Genomic DNA, 17,019 nt, shown 5'->3' on the forward strand with positions numbered 1-17,019 from the left:
CGACCAGCGGGACCGTCACCCGAACAACCAATCCAGGATCGTCTCGATGAGGTCGCGCACGGTGCCGACGTCGGTGCGCGCGGTCGCGGTCGTCGTGTTGCCCGCCGCGTCGGTCGCCCGGTACTCGAACGTGTAGCTCGTGCCCGGCATCGCGCGGATCTCGAACTTCGTGTCCGAGATCTTGCGCACCTGCGCGTGCTTGCCGGTGGTGGTCACCTTCACGAACGAGACGGTCGCCTGGCCCGAATCGTCGGATGCCACGGGCTTCAGGTTCACGGTTCGCCACGTCAGCGTCGGGAGGAGGATCTTCGCGGGGTTCGCGGTGACCGTCAGCGTCGGCGCGGTGGTGTCGGGCGGGGTGAGCCGGATGCCCACGACGATCGGGTCGTGGTCGCTCGACCGGTACGGGTCTGGTGCGAACAGTGCGTCCTGGGCGGGCTGCTTGAACGTCATGTCGTAGTCGATGATGCTCGGCTCGTCGGAGTTGATGTGCCAGGCGGATGCCCCGGTCACGTCGCCGACCAGTCCGGTGCCCGCCAGCGCATAGTCGAGGTACCCGAGCTGTCCGTCGAAGACGTACGAGTACGCCTCCTCGCCGGTGAACTGCTTCTCGAGGTCGGTGTATCCGGCCCCCGTCAGCACCTCGATCGGGTCCTCGTGGTCGTACGAGTTCAGGTCGCCGATGATGAGCTCGCGCCCCACCGTGCCCTGCCCGGTCGGGTCGCCGGCGAGCCAGTCGACGATGGCCTCGGCGGCTGCGACCCGCGTCAGGTTGCAGTTGCCCTGCCCGTCGCCGCGGTCGGGGTCGCCCGAGCAGGCCGATCCCTTCGACTTCAGGTGGTTCAAAACGACGGTCACCGCCTCGCCGGTCGAGTACGAGGTGAATGTCTGCGCGAGGGCCGGCCGGTTGCGGCTGGTGTCGAACCGAGGATCGACCGACGAGTCGAGCACGGCGTACGCGCCGGTGGGCGTCACGTTCGCCGACTGGTAGACGAGCGCGGTCGTGATCGCGTCGGTGCCGAGTGTTCCGGTGCGGATCGCCGCGTAGGTGCCCGCACCGGCCTGCTCGTTCAGCGCCGCCACCAGCGTGTCGAGCGCCGCGCCGTCGTTGTTGTTCTGGATCTCGATGAGTCCGACGACGTCGGCGTCGATCTCGGTGATCGCGGCGACGATCTTCGCCTCCTGGCGCTCGAACTCCTCGGCGGTGTTCGCCCCGCGGAAGTCGGTGCCGGGCACATCGAGGTCGAGGTCGGTGAAGTAGTTGAGCACGTTGAAGCTCGCCACCCGCAGGTCGCCGCCGACGTCGGGCAGGCTCTCGCGCGGCAGCACCGACGCGAACTCGGCCGGCTGCGTCGGCTGCACCGACCACTGGTCGAACCGGTAGTCGAGCACGCCGGTCGCCGCCGTCACGTGGTCGCCGGCGCGGAACGCGTTGTCGAGCGTGAACGCCTCGCCGTTCGGGTGCAGCGCGGGGTCGGGGTTCTGGATGCCGCGTCCGTCGTCGAGCCCGATCGAGTCGGCGACGTTCGCGGCCGCGAGCGCCACCGCCTCGGCCGAGCCCGGCTCGAAGATCGCGGTGGGCTGGTACTGGCGGTCGGTGCCGAGGGTGATGAGCCCGAACTGGCCGTACTCGAAGGTCTCGAGGATCGAGAGCGTCTGTGGCAGCGTCACGCGCATGCCCTCGAAGCGCTCGCGGTCGGCGGGCGCGAGCGGCAGGGTCAGCTCGGTCCGCGCCGGGAGTGCGGACGTGCCGCCGGTCGCGCAGACGGATGCCGCGACCGCCGTGACCTCGGTCATGCCGAAGAACTCGGACACGGTGCCGACGACGTGCACGGTGTCGCCGAGCACCACGTCTGCGCCGCCCGGCGCGAACACGAAGATGCCGTCTGAGGTCGCCGCGTCGCCGTCGCCCGCGTCCTGCAGGTAATAGCCGTCGAAGCCGCCGGTCTGGAAGTCGCCGACGACGACGCCCTCGACCTCGACCTGCGTGCCGGTCGCGAGCGGAGTCGCCGCGCCCGCGCCCTGCACCGAGCCGATCGTCACGGTCGGCGCGTCGCAGTCGGCCTCGATCGGCCCCGGGCCCTCATCGAGCTCGGTCGAGTTCACGGCACCGGGGGTGTTGACCGCCTCGCCGTCGATGAGCGTGCCCGTGTTGCCCGGGATGCCGGCGAGGTCGAAGTCGTTGCGCACCCAGTCGCCCGTGGCATCCGTGTCGGTGCCGTCTGGGATGCGCGACGCGCCGCCCGGCGCGAACGGCTGCCCGTCGTACGCGACGCCGAGGGTCACCGGCCCGTAGGTCACGTCGCCGGCTCCGCCGTCGTTCACCGCGACCGAGTCGACGATGGTGAGGCCGGATGCCTCGTCGATGACGCCGTCGTCGTCGGCGTCGAGGTCGGCACCGAGCGCGGGGGGCGTGCCGGTGACGAGCAGCAGGCTGAGCGTGCCGTTCTCGAGCGCGTTCGCCGGCAGAGTCACGAGCGCACGTCCGTCGGCGTCGGCGATGCCGAACGAGACCACCTCGTCGACGACGCCGAACACCGGCGCGTCTCCTTCGATCTCGAGCAACGTGAAGCCCGACAGGTCGGCGTTCGGCGTACCGAGCAGCTCGACGTACTCGACGTCGGTGCCGGCCGTCGAGGCCGAGAACTCGTTGACCACGGGGTCACCGATGGGTGGTTCGACATCGCCGCAGTCGGCGGTGTGCGCGCCGAGTCCGTCGAACGTGTCGATCGCGAACCCGTCCCACTCGATCGCCGGGTCGAACGCGTCGGCGGGATTCGTGTCGCCCTCGCACACGCTCGCCTTGCGACGCAGCGTGTTGTCGGCGGTCGAGGTCACGCCCGTGCCCCATTCGGTGCCGGGGTCGACCCCGGTCTGGCCGAACGAGTCGATCACCGCGCCGCCTGCGGTCAGCACGATCGCGTCGTCGCCGTTGAACCATCCCGCACCATTCGTGAGGTCGGCCTGCGCGAGGATGGGCGCCGACGACGAGCCATGCGCGACGACGAACACGTCGCCGGCGGTCACGGTGCCGGTCAAGGGGATGGTGAGCCCTGCGCTCGCACTGCCGTTGAAGAACATCTGCAGCGAGACGCCGTCGAGCGCGATCGGCTCGCCGGTCGGGTTGAACACCTCGACCGCCTTGTTGTTGCTCGACCCCTCGATCACCTCGCTGATGAACAGGTCGGGCGGTGCGGCGGCGGTGGCGGCGGCCACCGGCACGACGACGCCGACCGCCGCGAGTGCGGCGGTCGCGAGCGTGGCGGTGACGCCTCTGGCGAACGGTTGCATGCGATCTCCCCCTGATCAGCGCCCCCATCGGCGCCCGGGGTCGTCCCATCGACCCCCGTTCGCGTCACGCTAGGGGAGTCTGGCGCGCGACGGAAGACCCCGGTGGGCGTCCAACGGGTGAACGTGCGCGGATGCGCGGCGCAGGGCGAGACATCCGCTCGAATGCGCAGTGATCGGCGAGGCCGGTTACTCCGGCGAGGCCGCCAACGCGCCCCGCGAGATGCCGACCTGCTCCTCGCGAGGCACGACCTTCACCCGCTCGCGCGGGAACTCGTCGGTCTCGCCGAGCGAGCGCTCGTGCGCGTCGAGGGCGAGCCAGCCGTCCCACGTCGAGTACTCGACTTCGCGCTCGTCGAGCAGTGCGAGCACCGCATCGCCGTCGGCCACGACGGGCGCGCGCAGCGCGCCGGCCGAGGCATCCGCAACAAGGTGCTCGATGGTCTCCATCGCGTCGCTCTTGGTGTGGCCGATGAGCCCGACCGGGCCGCGCTTGATCCAGCCGGTCGCGTACAGGCCCTGCAGCGGCTCGCCCGACTCGCCGAGCACCCGCCCGCCCTCGTTCGTGATCACACCGCGACGCTCGTCGAACGGCAGCCCGACGATCGGCGACCCGAAGTAGCCGACCGCGCGATACACCGCCTGCACGTCGTACGACCGGAACTCGTCGGTCGCCCGCACCTCGCCCCACGCGCCGCCGGGCACCGGCTCGTTGCGCTGGAAGCGCACGCCCTCGACGCGGTCGGTGCCGAGCACCTCGACGGGCGAGTGGTAGAAGTGCAGGTGCAGCCGGCGGGATGCCCCGGTCGACTCGCGGCCGCGCCACGACTCGAGTGTGCGCAGCATGATCTTCACCTGGTTGTTGGGCGCCTGCGTCGGGTCGACGGCGATGAAGTCCTCGTCGTGCACGACGAGGTCGACGTTCGGCACCTCGCCGAGCTCGCGCAGCTCGATCGGCGTGAACTTCACGTCGGCGGGGCCGCGCCGGCCGAACACGTGCACGTCGGTGACCGGCGACGCCTCGAGGCCGGCGTAGACGTTCGCCGGGACATCCGTCTTGCGCAGATCGACCGGATGCTTCGCGAGCACGCGCGCGACATCGAGCGCGACGTTGCCGTTGCCGATGACCGCGATCGACTCGGCCTCGAGCGGCCACGTGCGCGGCACATCGGGGTGTCCGTCGTACCAGCTCACGAAGTCGGCCGCGCCGTACGAGCCGGGCAGGTCGATGCCGGGGATGTCGAGGGCCGCGTCGCGGATCGCGCCGGTCGCGAAGACGACGGCGTCGTAGTGCTCCTGCAGCTCGTCGACCGAGATGTCACGGCCGACCTCGACGTTCGCGATCAGACGGATGGTGCCGGCGTCGAGCATCTCGTGCAGCGAGTTCACGATGCCCTTGATGCGCGGGTGGTCGGGCGCGACGCCGTACCGGATCAGGCCGTACGGCGCCGGCAGCGATTCGAACAGGTCGATCGAGACGTCGCCGCCCTGCTCGCGCACGACGTTATTGAGGATGTTGCCGGCGTAGATTCCGGCCGGGCCGGCGCCGATGATCGCGACGCGGAGATCGAGGGTCACGGGGTGGTTGCCTTTCGAAGCGGAGTTGCGAGCGCCGGGGCGCATACGGACTGAGGCTGACGACATCGCCGCCGACGACGGGCGTGCGGATGCCTCGCCGGGCCGCCTGCACCACGATGGTGTCGAGCGTGCCGATGGTCACGCGCTGACCCGGGCATAGCCATCCTCCACCATCGCGACTGGGCATTCGCTGCCACGCGATCCTGCGCTGGCCGTCGGGGGAGTCGGTGCCGTGCGAGACGCCGAGGAACCCGCGGGCGTCCGTGCCGCCATCCCGCCGCGCCCACCGCCTGTCCGGCCGCGGGGCTACCCGGCTGCGCGCACGCCGGCGTGGCGCGGATCGCGCACGAAGAGCATGAGCACGAAGCCCGCGGCGAGGATGATCACGATGCCGAGGATGCCCCAATAGGTCGCCCCGAACACGCCGATGAGCGCAGCCCAGAGCAGCGGCGAGAGGAAGCTCGCCGCGCGGCCCGTCGTCGCGTAGAGGCCGAAGATCTCGCTCTCGCGGCCCGCCGGGGTCACCCGCGCGAGGAACGCGCGCGACGCAGCCTGCGCCGGGCCGACGAAGAGGCACAGCACGAGCCCGAAGATCCAGAACACGATCTTGCCGCCGTCGTGCAGCAGGAACACCACCGTGCCGGCGATCACGAGGCCCGCGAGCGAGAAGAGGATCACGGCGCGGGCGCCGAACCGGTCGTCGAACCGGCCCGCGAGAATCGTCGACAGTCCGGCGACGAGGTTCGCGACGATGCCGAAGATCATCACCTCGTTCGGCGTGAAGCGGAACGCCACCGCCGCGATCACCGCCCCGAACGCGAACACGCCGGCGAGCCCGTCACGGTAGACCGCGCTCGCCAGCAGGAACCAGAACGTTGCTCGCGACCGATGCCACAGCGCGACGATGTCGCGCACGAGCACCCCGTAGCTGCGGAAGAATCCGACCTTGTCGCGGTGTGCGGCAGGCGGCGCCTCGGGCACCCAGGCGAAGATCGGCCAGGCGAACACGAGCGTCCAGATCGCGCAGCCGACGCCGATCACGCGGTAGGCGAGGCCGTTCTCGGTCGGCATGCCCCACCAGTCGAAGGAGTTCGCGACGACCACCAGCACGAGTGCGACGATGCCGCCGATGTAGCCGAGGCCCCAGCCGAGCCCCGAGACCCGACCGACCGTCTTCGGCGTCGACACCTGCACGAGCATGGCGTTGTAGTTGACCCCGGCGATTTCGCTGAACACCGTTCCGGCCGCGATGAGCGCGACGCCGAGCACGAAGTACGCGGGCGTGCCCTGCACGAAGAACAGGGCGAACATGCAGGCCACCAGGGCGATCGTCGCGCCGCCGAGCCAGAGTTTGCGCCGGCCCGTGACATCCGCTCGCTGCCCGAGCACCGGGGCGAGCAGTGCGATGAGCAGGCCCGCGATCGTGATCGCCCAGCCGAGGCCGCTGGCGAGGTCGGCGAGCCCGCGCTCGTAGGCGGGGTCGCCCTCGCCGAGGGCCGCGACCGCCGGATCGAGGAACGAGTCGCTCGTCAGGTAGAGGGCAGTGAAGACGAAGGTGAGGATGACCGAGTTGAACGGCTGCGTCGCCCAGTCGTAGAGCGCCCAGCCCCACACCTGCTTGCGCGGGATGCGTCGACCCTCCTGCAGGTCGAGGCCCATCGTCGCGATGGCGCCGGTGTTCGCGGTCGGGGGGAGGTCGGCGGGGGAGCCGGAGGCGGGGGCGACGGACGCGGCCCCGTCGGTGCGGTCGGTCATGCACGCAAGGCTAGTCGCGGCGGGTGAACGGCGGGCGACGGATGTCTCGCCGATTCCTACCCAGTTCGGGGACGGCGTGGAAGACTTTGAGAGCGGCCTCGATCGGTCGTTCGGACAGGGGGTTTGGATGTCACGTCGTCGCCGGATTCGGTTCCTCGGTATCGCCGCGGTTGCCGCTGCGCTCGTCGTGACGGCTGCTGTCGCTCCGGCGCAGGCGGATCCCGCCGAGACCTACCTCGCCGTCCCGGCGGGCCGGTACCCGATCGACGTCGATTCGATGCCCGACGACTCGTACGTGTTCGTGATCTCGCGGGGCGACGGCAGTACGTCCGATCTCCGGGTCTACGACACGTCGGACTTCAGCGAGGTGAACCTCATCACCTTCGGGGCGGCGGCATCGTTCAATCCGACCGCGGTGCAGGTCTCTCCTGACGGCACGCAGGTGTGGGTGTCGTTCTACACTCCCGCCGAGATCTGGGTGCTCTCCGCCGCCGAGCTCATCGCCGGCGCGACACCGACCCCGATCGTGCGCACGGGCATCGGTGGATTCGTCGACCTCACCGAGGACCCGACTGGGGCGTACATCTACGCTGCCACCCTCTTCAATCCGCAGTACCAGTTCCGCACCGACGACCTGAGCGCCGACCCCCGCACCATCTCGCTGCCGCAGGGATCCCGAGGCGTGACCGTGACGACCGACGGTGCCACCGCGTACTTCACCCAGCATGCGCCGCTCGGTACCGGCGGCGGCGTGCAGGCCGTCGACGTCGCAGCGGACGGCACCCTGTCGGCGGGCGTCTTCACGCAGACCGGCGACTTTCCCTGGGGAATCACCTACGTCGGCGCTGCGGGCCGCGTCGTCAACTCGAACTCGGGGTCGCCGACCTCGGTGTCGGGCTTCGACCCGCCCGACGGTCCGGTCACCACGACCCCCGTTCCCTGTGGACCGCGGCTCGGCGACGCGAGCCCGAACGGGTCGCGGGCGTACCTCGCCTGCCTCACCGGCGGAATCCTCGCGACCGACTACACGACCGGCGACCCCGTCGGTCAGCTCGTGCCGATCGGCTCGAACGTGGAGTCGGTCAGTGTCGTCGGCGACGACACCGGCGCACCCGAGCGGCTGTACGCGACGAGCGGCGGCTCCGACCAGCTGCTCGTCTTCACGCGGCCGACGGCGAACGCCGGCGCCGACCAGACGGTCGACGAGGGCGATGACGCCGAGTTCTCGGTGGTCTTCGACGACTTCTGGCAGGAGCTGCAGTGGCAGGTCAGCACCGACGACGGAACCACGTGGACGGACCTCGCCGATGCGACCGGCGAGTCGATCACGGTTCCGGGTGAGTTGGCGAACTCGGGCAACCTCTACCGGGTGGTGGCGACCAGCGCGTTCTTCGACCCGGTGCTGAGCGAGGCCATGCTGCTCACGGTCATCCCGACGCCGATCCCGCCGACGACGCCGGTGCCGACCACGCCGGTCCCGACCACGCCCGTGCCGACGACACCGGTGCCGACGACGACGGCGCCGGCGCCGACGCCCTGCCCGGCGCCGACCCCCGACACGACCCGGCCGCCGTGCCTGGCCGAGTCGGGTGTCGACGCGCCCGCGCCCGGCGCCTGGACGGCGGCGGGAGTTCTGCTGCTGATCGGGGCGTTGCTCGCGCTGGGTGCGGCTCGCCGCCGCCAGGCCTGACCCGCCGCTCACGCCATGACGGGCGCGGCGCGGCTCACCACCCGACCTCGGCGACGAGTTCGCCGAACAGCTGCTCGGCGTCGCATTCGAGCCGCTGCCGGGTGAACCATGTGCACAGGTTCACGCAGTCGCGGTGCATGAGGTCGAATCCGGCGGGGTTCGCGACCACGTCGACGACCTGCGGCAGGTCGATCGCCACGACACGGCCCCGGTGCACGAGCAGGTTGTACGGCGAGAGGTCGCCGTGGGTGAGGCCTGCCCGGGCGAGGGTCCGCATGAACTGGACCACCTGCTGGAAGAGGTCGCGCAGCTCGTCGTGTGACGCGCGCACCTGGGCGAGCCGGGGTGCCGCGACCCGCCCGTCGCCGATGAATTCCATGAGCACCTCGGTCTCGTGCACCTGCACCGGGTACGGCACCGAGGCGCCGAGCTCGGTGAGCCGGCGGAGTGCCGCGAATTCGGCCATCGCCCACTGCACGCGGGCGACCTCGCGGCCGAAGGTGGTTCCCGTTTTCACCGCGCGAGCGTCGCGGCTGCGGCGGGTGCCGCGACCCTCGGTGTAGACGGTCGAGCGGTGGAAGTCGGAGTGCTCGGCGCCGCGATAGCGCTTGGCGGCGAGCAGCGTCGACTGCCCCGTCGAGCCGGGCGCGCCGGGCTCGACGCCGGGCACGGCGCGCTCGATGAGGAAGAGGTCGGCCTCCTTGCCGCTCTTCACGACGCCGAGTTCGGTGTCGATGGCTGCGGCCGAGGTCACGACCCAGTCGGGGCGCGGCAGCGGGCCGCGCTCGGACGGGGTGGTCGCGGGCCAGGTCGACCAGCGCTGGTGCTCGTCGGGCTCGACCTGCGAGAAGGCGAGGGCGGACGCGTCGAAGGACGCGGCGTCGAAGGACGCGGTGGAACTGGAGGATGTCACGGTGGATCTCCGGATCAGGAGGCCACCGGGTGCGAAGTGCGGTTAGGCGGTGGCCTCGGAAGGAAGGATGTCTGCGATGCGCTCGACAGTGACGGCGTTCATCGTTCGCTCCTTCCGCTGATCTGGCTGAGATCGGGTGGGATTCCACCGGATGTCTCGGATGCCTCGTGCTGAGGCCCGCCGGCGAGCCTACGCGCCCGTGGTGTGCGTGTCCAGAGTCGCGACCCGGCGTGATCAGCATGTGATTTGATGGTTCTCTCAAACCGTGAATCCGGGAGCCGCCATGATCGTCGACCCCACCCGCCCGCTGTACGAGGTGAAAGCCGGGCTGTTCAAGGGGCTCGCGCACCCCATCCGCATCCGCATCCTCGAGGTGCTCTCGTCGGCCGCCGAAGTGCCCGTCGCCTCCCTGCTCGAGCAGACCTCGCTCGAGGCATCCCACCTGTCGCAGCACCTCGCCGTGCTGCGACGCAACCGGCTCGTCGAGTCCGAACGGCGCGGCAGCCTCGTGTACTACCGACTCGCCTACGCCGAGGTCGCCGACCTGCTGCGCGTCGCCCGGGTGCTGCTCGGCGAGATCCTCGGCACCACCGAGCAGCAACTCGTCGCGCAGCGCGAACTGCCCGAAATCCCGCGGGCCGACACATGGGCCGAGGCGCGCGGATGAGCGGCACCGCGGCACGCCTGCGCGGCCTGCTGCCGTCGGCCGCCGACTATCGCGGGCTCGGGCGCACCTGGCGCGTCGACCTGCTCGCCGGGGTGACGGTCGGCATCGTCGCGCTGCCGCTCGCACTCGCGTTCGGCGTGACCTCGGGCGCCGGCGCCGAAGCCGGGCTCGTCACCGCGATCGTCGCCGGGTTCGTCGCCGCCGTGTTCGGCGGGTCGAACGTGCAGGTGTCGGGACCGACCGGCGCGATGGTCGTCGTCCTCGCGCCCATCATCGCGGCGCACGGTGTCGGCGTGCTCGCCGTGGTGTGCGTGCTCGCGGGCCTCGTCGTGGCCGCCGCCGGGGCGCTGCGGCTGGGCCGCGCCGTGTCCTACATCCCCTGGCCGGTGATCGAGGGCTTCACCCTCGGCATCGCGGTCATCATCTTCCTGCAGCAGGTGCCCGCGGCGCTCGGCACCACGGCCGGGCCCAGCCCCAATGCCCTCGTGGCGGGCGTCGAGTCGCTGCCGACCGCCGCCTGGCCCGAGGTCGGCTGGACTCTCGGGATCGTCGGCGTCGTGGCGGCCGTCATGTTGCTCGGGCCGCGGTGGATCCACCCTCGGTTCCCCGGTTCGATCGTCGCGATCGTCCTCGTCACTGTGGTCGCGGCCATCGCGCACCTCCCCGTCGACACGATCGGCGAGCTGCCGCCGGGGCTGCCCGCCCCGACCCTGCCGACGTTCACGTGGGATCAGCTCGCCGGCCTCGCGGGCCCCATCTTCGCCGTCGCCGCGCTCGCCGCGATCGAGTCGCTGCTGTCGGCGCGAGTCGCGGCATCCATCTCCGATACCGGGCCGTACGACGCCGACCGCGAACTCGTCGGCCAGGGTCTCGCGTCGATCGCGGCCGGACTGTTCGGCGGCATGCCGGCGACCGGCGCGATCGCCCGAACCGCGGTCAACGTCAGGGCGGGCGCCCGCACCCGACTCGCGGCCGTCGTGCACGCGGTGCTGCTGCTCGGGGTCGTCTCGTTCGGGGCATCCATCGTCGGAAGCATCCCGCTCGCCGCGCTCGCCGGCGTGCTCATGGTGACCGCGACCCGCATGATCTCGATCGCGACCGTGCGCAGCGTCGTCGGCTCGACGCGCTCGGATGCGATCGTGTTCGTCGTGACCGCCGTCATCACCGTGAGCTTCGACCTGATCTACGCGGTGCTCATCGGGGTCGCCGCAGCAGCGTTCTTCGCGCTGCGTGCGCTCGCGAACTCTGCGGGGGTGCACCGCGAGGAACTGCCCGGCCCGGCCGAGCCGGGCGATGAGCGCATCGCGCTGTTCCGGCTCGAGGGTGCGCTGTTCTTCGGCGCGGCCGAGCGGGTGCTCGAGCGGGTGGGCGACATCCGCGACATCGAGGTCGTCATCATCCGGATGTCGCAGCTGCAGATCCTCGACGCCACCGGTGCCCAGGTCATCACCGAGCTCATCACCCAACTCGAACGCCGCGGCGTGACCGTGCTCGTGAAGGGCATCCGCAGCCACCACCTGCGCCTCGCCGAACGCGTCGGCGTGGTGCGGTCGCTGCGCCACCAGAAGCACCTGTTCGACGAGTTGCCGCCCGCAGTCGAGCACGCCCGCAGCCACGTGCGCCGCGCGGCCGAGGCTCACGGCGCGTAGGCGCGTCGCAGGCCCGTCGTCAGGGTATCGAGTCCGGTTGCCCGTTCGAAAATGAGGGCGCTCACGGCAGGGGATCTCCGGGCCGGGCTACTAGTATCCGAGGCCGGCACCCGTTCAGAGTGGTGGTTGAGCGCGAGACCACGCCGTATCAGCAGGTGTCCCCGCCCGTTCCAACTCGGTCGGCACAACGCTTGCCAAGTAGGTCAGCGGTACCGCGGAGAGGAGCGGCGGATCTCCCAGATCGGCGGGGCGGAAAGTGAAATCGAGCGGCCCGGTCTCATTTCCGGGCTCGACTGTCCGCCCCGCGACGAGGATGTCCTCATGGTACGTAGTGATTTCGATCAGGCGCGCACTGATCGGAACCGCCATACCGAGACCGACGTAGGGTCGATCGATCGTGCCGCCCTCGAGACGCGTGCGGCCTTCGGGGTCTATGAACGCGAAGACCGAGGGGATGCCCCTTGGGATCGCCTCGGCGAACATGCCGAAGAAGTATGCGCGATCGACGGTGTCCGGCGGGTGGTGCGCGCGGATCTGGATCTGGGGTGTGCTCACGTGGGGCAGGATCGCGAGCACATCCTGAACTGTCATATCCCCGATCCATCGAGCGACCTCTCGGAATCGTGCAGGTGAGATGCCCGTCAGTCTCGAGAATTGGGTACTGAATGTTCCGACGCTTTGGTATCCGACGATCGACGCAATCTCCCATGCTGGGGTGCCGGTGAACGCGAGGAGTTCCTTCGCGCGCTGCATCCGGAGCGCACCGAGGAACTGCGCCAGCGGGACGCCCGTTGCCTGACGGAACAGGCGATGGAAATGGTAGCTGCTGTAGAAATGCTGTTCTGCGGTCTCTCGCAACGGATGAGGTGCCGCGAGGTCGTTGCGCATGGATTCGATCGCTGCCGCGACTCCTGCCCATCGGGGCTCGTCCCAACGCGGTCGCTCTGTTGCTGATTGCTCCGACGATGATGAGACTTCGCGCTGCCTCACACGGTCACCCCTCGCTAGATGTGCGCTCAGGTTAGCAATCCTGTAAGAACGGGATTTAACGAGAATCGGCGCCCACACCAGAAGGTGCGGGCGCCGATTCAACCGACCTGCGGTCAGCGTCCGAGCTCAGCGCCGCCGGTGACGGTATCGATCGATCCGTCGGGACGACCGTGGCACTTGATGGCGTTGAGCGTGAAGGCGTCCGCGGAGGTGTAGTCGCCGGCCTTGCCGCGGAACGTGCCGTACATCTTCGTGTTCGTCGCGGGACCGGCGACTGGGTCCGAGGGGTTCGCGAGCTGCACGTGGCCCGCTTGGACGATGCCGGCTTCCATCGCCGCCTCGAGGTTCGTGGCCGCGAAGCCGTAGAAGCGGCCACGAACGCTCTTGACGAACGGGAATTCGGCCGCACGCACGCGGTCGGCTCGGGGCCCGTCGCCGATGATCTCGTACTCGTCCTGGTCCGCCAGGTGGGTGAGTGCGATGCGCAGCAGTGAGACCGGGCTGTCGATCGCCTCGCCCACCTCGACGAGGCCGCTCGGGTAGTACGGCCGAATGGTGTCGGACATGTAGTTGTGCTCGAGGAGCTTTCCCTCGTACTCGACGCTGTGGCCGCGGAAGGGGAAGATCTCGTAGTGGGCGCTGCCGTCCTCGTGGAACGCGTCGAGCTCCTTCTCCACGGTCAGATCCGTACGGATCGTGTCCGTGTTGGTGCACGCGAGTACTCGCCCGAGGATGGAGTCGAACCACAACGGCGAGAGCACCGCACGCGCCGCGCCGACGCCCGGCAGCTGGACGATGATGTTTCCGCTGATGACGAGCGGAACGGTCTGGTCGAAGTACCCGGTCTCTTCGACGAGTGCTGTCGTGTACACGCGCGAAACGGCTTCACCGCTCACGTCTCCGAGCAGGACTCGCGCCCAGTCGGCGACCTCCGGGTCAACGTCGTCGGTGTAGTTGGCGAGGGTCTCGGCACTCGCCGTGCCGGCGAGCTTGAGGGCGAGCCAGAGTGCCCCCTGGCGGACATCCCGTGAGGTCTCCTCCCGGATGATCTCGTCGACCAGCCCGAGCGCGTCGGGGCCGGTGCGGTCGGCGAACTCCCACAGCGCGCGCTCGCGCTCGAGCGGGCTGTCGTCCTCACGAGCGGCGGCCAGGAGCTGGCGGTCGGAGCGGGTGTCGTACGGAAGGAATCGGTCGGTCAGGGGCCGGGCAAAGTCCAGGTGCTCAGCCGGGTCGTGGAATCGCGACGCCGGCGGTCCGGCGAACGGGTCGATCCCGGTCGCGCTGAGCATGTGGTCGTGCGAGAGAGCCATGTGGATCACCTTTCTGACGGTTGATGCGGTGATCACTACACGAAACCGTAGTGAATTGCCGCGATCTGAGTATGGAACCATCGGACTCCGTGCGCCTTATCGCAGATTGCGGTATGGGCTGTTCCTACTTCCTCCACACGCGGGATCCGCGTCAGGATCGAGTTCCCTACCGTCGGACTCGGGCACTTGGTGTAGTAGAGGAGACAGCGATGACACGTGACGTTGCGATCACTCAGCGCGGAGCTCCGATTGCTCGCCTGGTGCAGTCCTTCGGACCTGGTTACATGAAGTTCGCGCAGATCGCCTCCACGCGCGAGGACATGCTCCCCCAATTCCTCCGTGAGGCGCTGGTCCCGCTTCAGGACCGTGCTGTACCGATGAGCAGGACCGAGTTCGACCATGCGCTGGCGCGGAGCGTTCCCGGCGGCCGGACTTCCTTCAAGAGCATCGACCCGGTTGCTGTCGGTGCCGGCAGCATCGCATGCGTGTACCGGGCGGAACGCTTGGACGGGCGACCCGTCGCGGTCAAGCTCGCGCGCCCGCGAATCGCTTCGCGTGTCCAGCGCGACGTTCGCACGATCGGCCGCGTCGCCTCCGTCGTTGCGAAATCGCCCGGCCTGCGCGACGTCCCCGTGCAAGAGATGGTGCTCGCGGTCAGCCGGGCCGTGGTGACCCAGCTCGATTTCGTGACCGAGCGCCAATCCTTGGCCGGGCTCGCCGAACGAAGCGCGCATCTCGAGATGGTGACCGTGCCCCATCCCCATCCCGATCTCTGTTCGTCGTCGGCGATCGTCATGGACTATGTCGAGGATCTGGCGCCGTCGGACTGGCGAGATCCGGACGCGGGGAGAAACCGAGTCACTGCTCGAGACATCATGACCATCGTCTTCGAGATGCTCTTCACGACCGGCGTCGTCCATTGCGATATGCATCCCGGAAATCTGGTGCGGCGTACCGGCGGAGGTGTCGCACTCCTCGACGCAGGCTTCGTGCATGTCATCCCCGACGAGGTCCGGATCGCTCTTGCCCGCTTCTTCCTCAACCTTGGATTCCGCAACGGGACGGGCTGCGCGGATGCGATCCTCACGTCATGCGCTGGCGTTCGCAACACGGCTGACCTGACTGGATTCCGGAACGCAATCGACAACCTCGTCGACATGTACGGAGGTAAACCGGCCGACGAGTTCAACTTTGTGGATTTCGCTCGACGTCTGTTCGCAGCGCAGCGGGACTTCGGCGTCTTCGCCTCATCGGATTTCGTGTTCCCACTGCTCGCTCTGCTGATGGTCGACGGGACGGTGCGCAGTCTCGATCCAGGCATCGACTTCCAAGCGATTGCACGTCCGATCGTCTTCCGTGCTGTCAACCGCGCGATGTCTCTGTCCGGAACTGGCGGAGGAACGCTGTGAGTCGCGATATCGAGGCATCGACGCTGGTCAAAGCACCGATCGATGACGTCTTCACCGCGATCGCGAGTTCCGAGGGGTGGGACAAGTGGTTCACCAACGGGACGACGATCGAACCGCGAGTCGACGGCATCGTCCACCTGGTGTGGACCGACGTCGGCCCCGACCGGGAGCATATGGAAGACCGAGGGCGCGTCCTCGCGTACGCTCCGCCGTTCCGATTCGAATTCACGTGGGGGCAGCCGGAGTCCGTCGTCACAGTCACTCTCTCCTCCCGGGATGACGGCACGCTCGTCGAACTCACCGAGCGCGGCATTCCAGCCGAGGAAGCGGAGCGGTTCGTTTCCTGCGCCGTCGGCTGGGGGGAGGCGCTGACCCTTATGAAGTTCTGGGTCGAGCACGGGGTGACGTACTGGTGAATATCGTCACACGATTCCTCTCCCTCTGGCGAGTGGAGGTGCACGCGGGCCAGGCGCGTCGCTTCTGGGCGATGGTTGGCGTGAACCTGCTGGTGACTGCCGTCTCCTACGGAACCGCTCCGTTCATTCCGCTCGTGCTCGACGCGGACGGGGCAACCGGTGCGGAGATCGGTATCGTCATCGCCTGCCTCGCTATCGGGCAACTCCTCGGCCAGGTGCCTGCGGTGTGGCTCGCGACTCGCGTTCGGCTGCATTGGGTTGTGGCATTCACACTTGCCGTCGAAGCCATTGCTGCGCTTGGGTTCGCCCTCTCGCATTCCTTCCTGCTGTTCTGCGCGACGCGACTCGTTGCAGGTTTCGGCAAGGCACTCGTGTCGCAGAGCTCACGTGTGTGCGTCACCCAGTGCGTGCCATCGGGCGCGCGGGGAAAGGCGTTCGGGGTGCTCGGCGGAGCAGGCATCATGGGCATCATGATCGGTCCCGCCGCGGCGGGTGTGATCGTCGCGTTGAGCGATGCTCGGACGATCTTCCTCCTCTGCGCCGTCGTTTCGGCTGTGGCCATCGGCATCGCCGTCCCGATCACACGAACCACGCTCCGCGGCGTCGCGCTCGTGGAAGACGAGCCCGAATCCGACGGTCCGGATGCCTCTGCCCACGATGGCACTCGCCGCCGACCCAGCCTCCTGCTCACGGGCATCCTCATCGAAGTATTCGCCGCCGCGCTGCTGATCGGCATGTTCCACTCGGCGTGGTCCCTGTTCTTGTCTGAGCGTGGCGCGGGGCCAGAAGTCATCGGGTTGGCATGGAGCATCTTCGCGCTGCCATACCTCTTCCTCGCGCCACTTGCGGGAAGCCTCTCCGACCGCGTCAACAGGAAGACCATGGCGCTCCTCGGAACCTTCGTGTCGGCAAGCACCGCACTGATCTATCCGGAACTGACGTGGCTTCCGCTGCTCCTGATGGGCGAGGTCATCGAGGCGATCGCGGGCGCGTTGTCTGAACCGGCGCTCGACGCCATGGCCTCGGACGCCAGCGAGCGGGAGGGCGCCGCGAAGGTGTTCGGGTTGATTGGCGTAGGCGAATCGACCGGGCAGCTGGTCGGCATGATCGGCGGTGGGCTGCTCCTTGCGTTCGGCACGGAGGTACCGCTCCGAGCCGGGGGGCTGGTCGCGATGGGCTGCTGCGCCATCGCAGCGGTGCTGTTCTTCCAACCCTGGCGCAGACGCGCAAAGCCCTCGACCACCCGGGTTTCGAGTTCCGACTCGGTGCCAAGCTCCGTGTCGGCGACCAAGTCTGCTGCGGCGGTCGGGGACCAGTGACCGAACCCCTGAGAGCGCGAGAAGCAAGGAATGAG

At 69.0% G+C, this 17,019-nt stretch carries 12 protein-coding genes; 6 read left to right on the forward strand and 6 right to left on the reverse strand.

The features are described from left to right. Positions 1-15: 15 nt before the first annotated feature. From FLP10_RS09480 to FLP10_RS09495, 3 genes are all read right to left on the reverse strand, one after another. On the reverse strand, positions 16-3,291 hold the full coding sequence (locus FLP10_RS09480; protein WP_246149974.1) for an ExeM/NucH family extracellular endonuclease: 3,276 nt from the start codon (positions 3,289-3,291) through the stop codon (positions 16-18). A 186-nt stretch (positions 3,292-3,477) separates the two neighbouring features. Then, on the reverse strand, positions 3,478-4,911 hold the full coding sequence (locus FLP10_RS09490) for an FAD-dependent oxidoreductase (protein ID WP_149160643.1): 1,434 nt from the start codon (positions 4,909-4,911) through the stop codon (positions 3,478-3,480). 261 nt (positions 4,912-5,172) lie between these two features. Beyond that, a complete protein-coding gene (locus tag FLP10_RS09495; RefSeq protein WP_210418366.1) occupies positions 5,173-6,621 on the reverse strand; it encodes an MFS transporter in 1,449 nt (482 codons plus the stop codon). A gap of 127 nt (positions 6,622-6,748) precedes the next feature. Here FLP10_RS09495 and FLP10_RS09500 point away from each other — a divergent pair, with 127 nt between their 5' ends. Then, positions 6,749-8,311: a YncE family protein gene (locus tag FLP10_RS09500; protein ID WP_149160644.1), complete on the forward strand. Its 1,563-nt coding sequence runs from the start codon at positions 6,749-6,751 to the stop codon at positions 8,309-8,311. Positions 8,312-8,345: 34 nt separating this feature from the next. Here the strand turns inward: FLP10_RS09500 and FLP10_RS09505 are convergent, their stop codons facing one another. Continuing rightward, a complete protein-coding gene (locus FLP10_RS09505; RefSeq protein ID WP_246149976.1) occupies positions 8,346-9,224 on the reverse strand; it encodes a serine protein kinase RIO in 879 nt (292 codons plus the stop codon). Positions 9,225-9,507: 283 nt separating this feature from the next. On the opposite strand from FLP10_RS09505, the gene FLP10_RS09510 reads away from it, so the two are divergent. Both FLP10_RS09510 and FLP10_RS09515 read left to right on the forward strand, forming a co-directional pair. Beyond that, positions 9,508-9,891, forward strand: a complete 384-nt coding sequence (locus FLP10_RS09510) for an ArsR/SmtB family transcription factor (protein WP_149162189.1) — start codon at positions 9,508-9,510, stop codon at positions 9,889-9,891. Next, positions 9,888-11,540, forward strand: a complete 1,653-nt coding sequence (locus FLP10_RS09515) for a SulP family inorganic anion transporter (protein WP_210418367.1) — start codon at positions 9,888-9,890, stop codon at positions 11,538-11,540. The genes FLP10_RS09510 and FLP10_RS09515 overlap by 4 nt, the downstream gene beginning before the upstream one ends. A gap of 114 nt (positions 11,541-11,654) precedes the next feature. Here the strand turns inward: FLP10_RS09515 and FLP10_RS09520 are convergent, their stop codons facing one another. Together FLP10_RS09520 and FLP10_RS09525 are read right to left on the reverse strand one after the other, a co-directional pair. Further along, positions 11,655-12,428, reverse strand: coding sequence for a helix-turn-helix transcriptional regulator (locus FLP10_RS09520; RefSeq protein WP_149160647.1), 774 nt, complete (start codon positions 12,426-12,428; stop codon positions 11,655-11,657). Positions 12,429-12,643: 215 nt separating this feature from the next. Further along, positions 12,644-13,840 (reverse strand): HEAT repeat domain-containing protein, encoded by a 1,197-nt coding sequence (locus FLP10_RS09525; protein WP_210418368.1) that lies wholly within the window; start codon positions 13,838-13,840, stop codon positions 12,644-12,646. A 209-nt stretch (positions 13,841-14,049) separates the two neighbouring features. On the opposite strand from FLP10_RS09525, the gene FLP10_RS09530 reads away from it, so the two are divergent. The 3 genes from FLP10_RS09530 to FLP10_RS09540 are packed head-to-tail and all read left to right on the forward strand — an operon-like array spanning position 14,050 to position 16,984. Beyond that, a complete protein-coding gene (locus FLP10_RS09530) occupies positions 14,050-15,249 on the forward strand; it encodes an ABC1 kinase family protein (RefSeq protein ID WP_168209152.1) in 1,200 nt (399 codons plus the stop codon). Next, the gene (locus FLP10_RS09535) at positions 15,246-15,665 is read left to right on the forward strand and encodes an SRPBCC family protein (RefSeq protein WP_168209153.1); all 420 of its coding nucleotides are present in this window, start codon (positions 15,246-15,248) and stop codon (positions 15,663-15,665) included. The genes FLP10_RS09530 and FLP10_RS09535 overlap by 4 nt, the downstream gene beginning before the upstream one ends. Further along, positions 15,662-16,984 carry an MFS transporter gene (locus FLP10_RS09540; RefSeq protein ID WP_149160650.1) on the forward strand — a complete coding sequence of 441 codons (1,323 nt, stop codon included), beginning with the start codon at positions 15,662-15,664 and terminating at the stop codon, positions 16,982-16,984. Before FLP10_RS09535 ends, FLP10_RS09540 begins: the two co-directional genes overlap by 4 nt. Positions 16,985-17,019: the final 35 nt, after the last annotated feature.

The sequence above is a fragment of the Agromyces intestinalis genome (genome assembly GCF_008365295.1).
In the GTDB taxonomy this organism is placed as follows: domain Bacteria; phylum Actinomycetota; class Actinomycetes; order Actinomycetales; family Microbacteriaceae; genus Agromyces; species Agromyces intestinalis.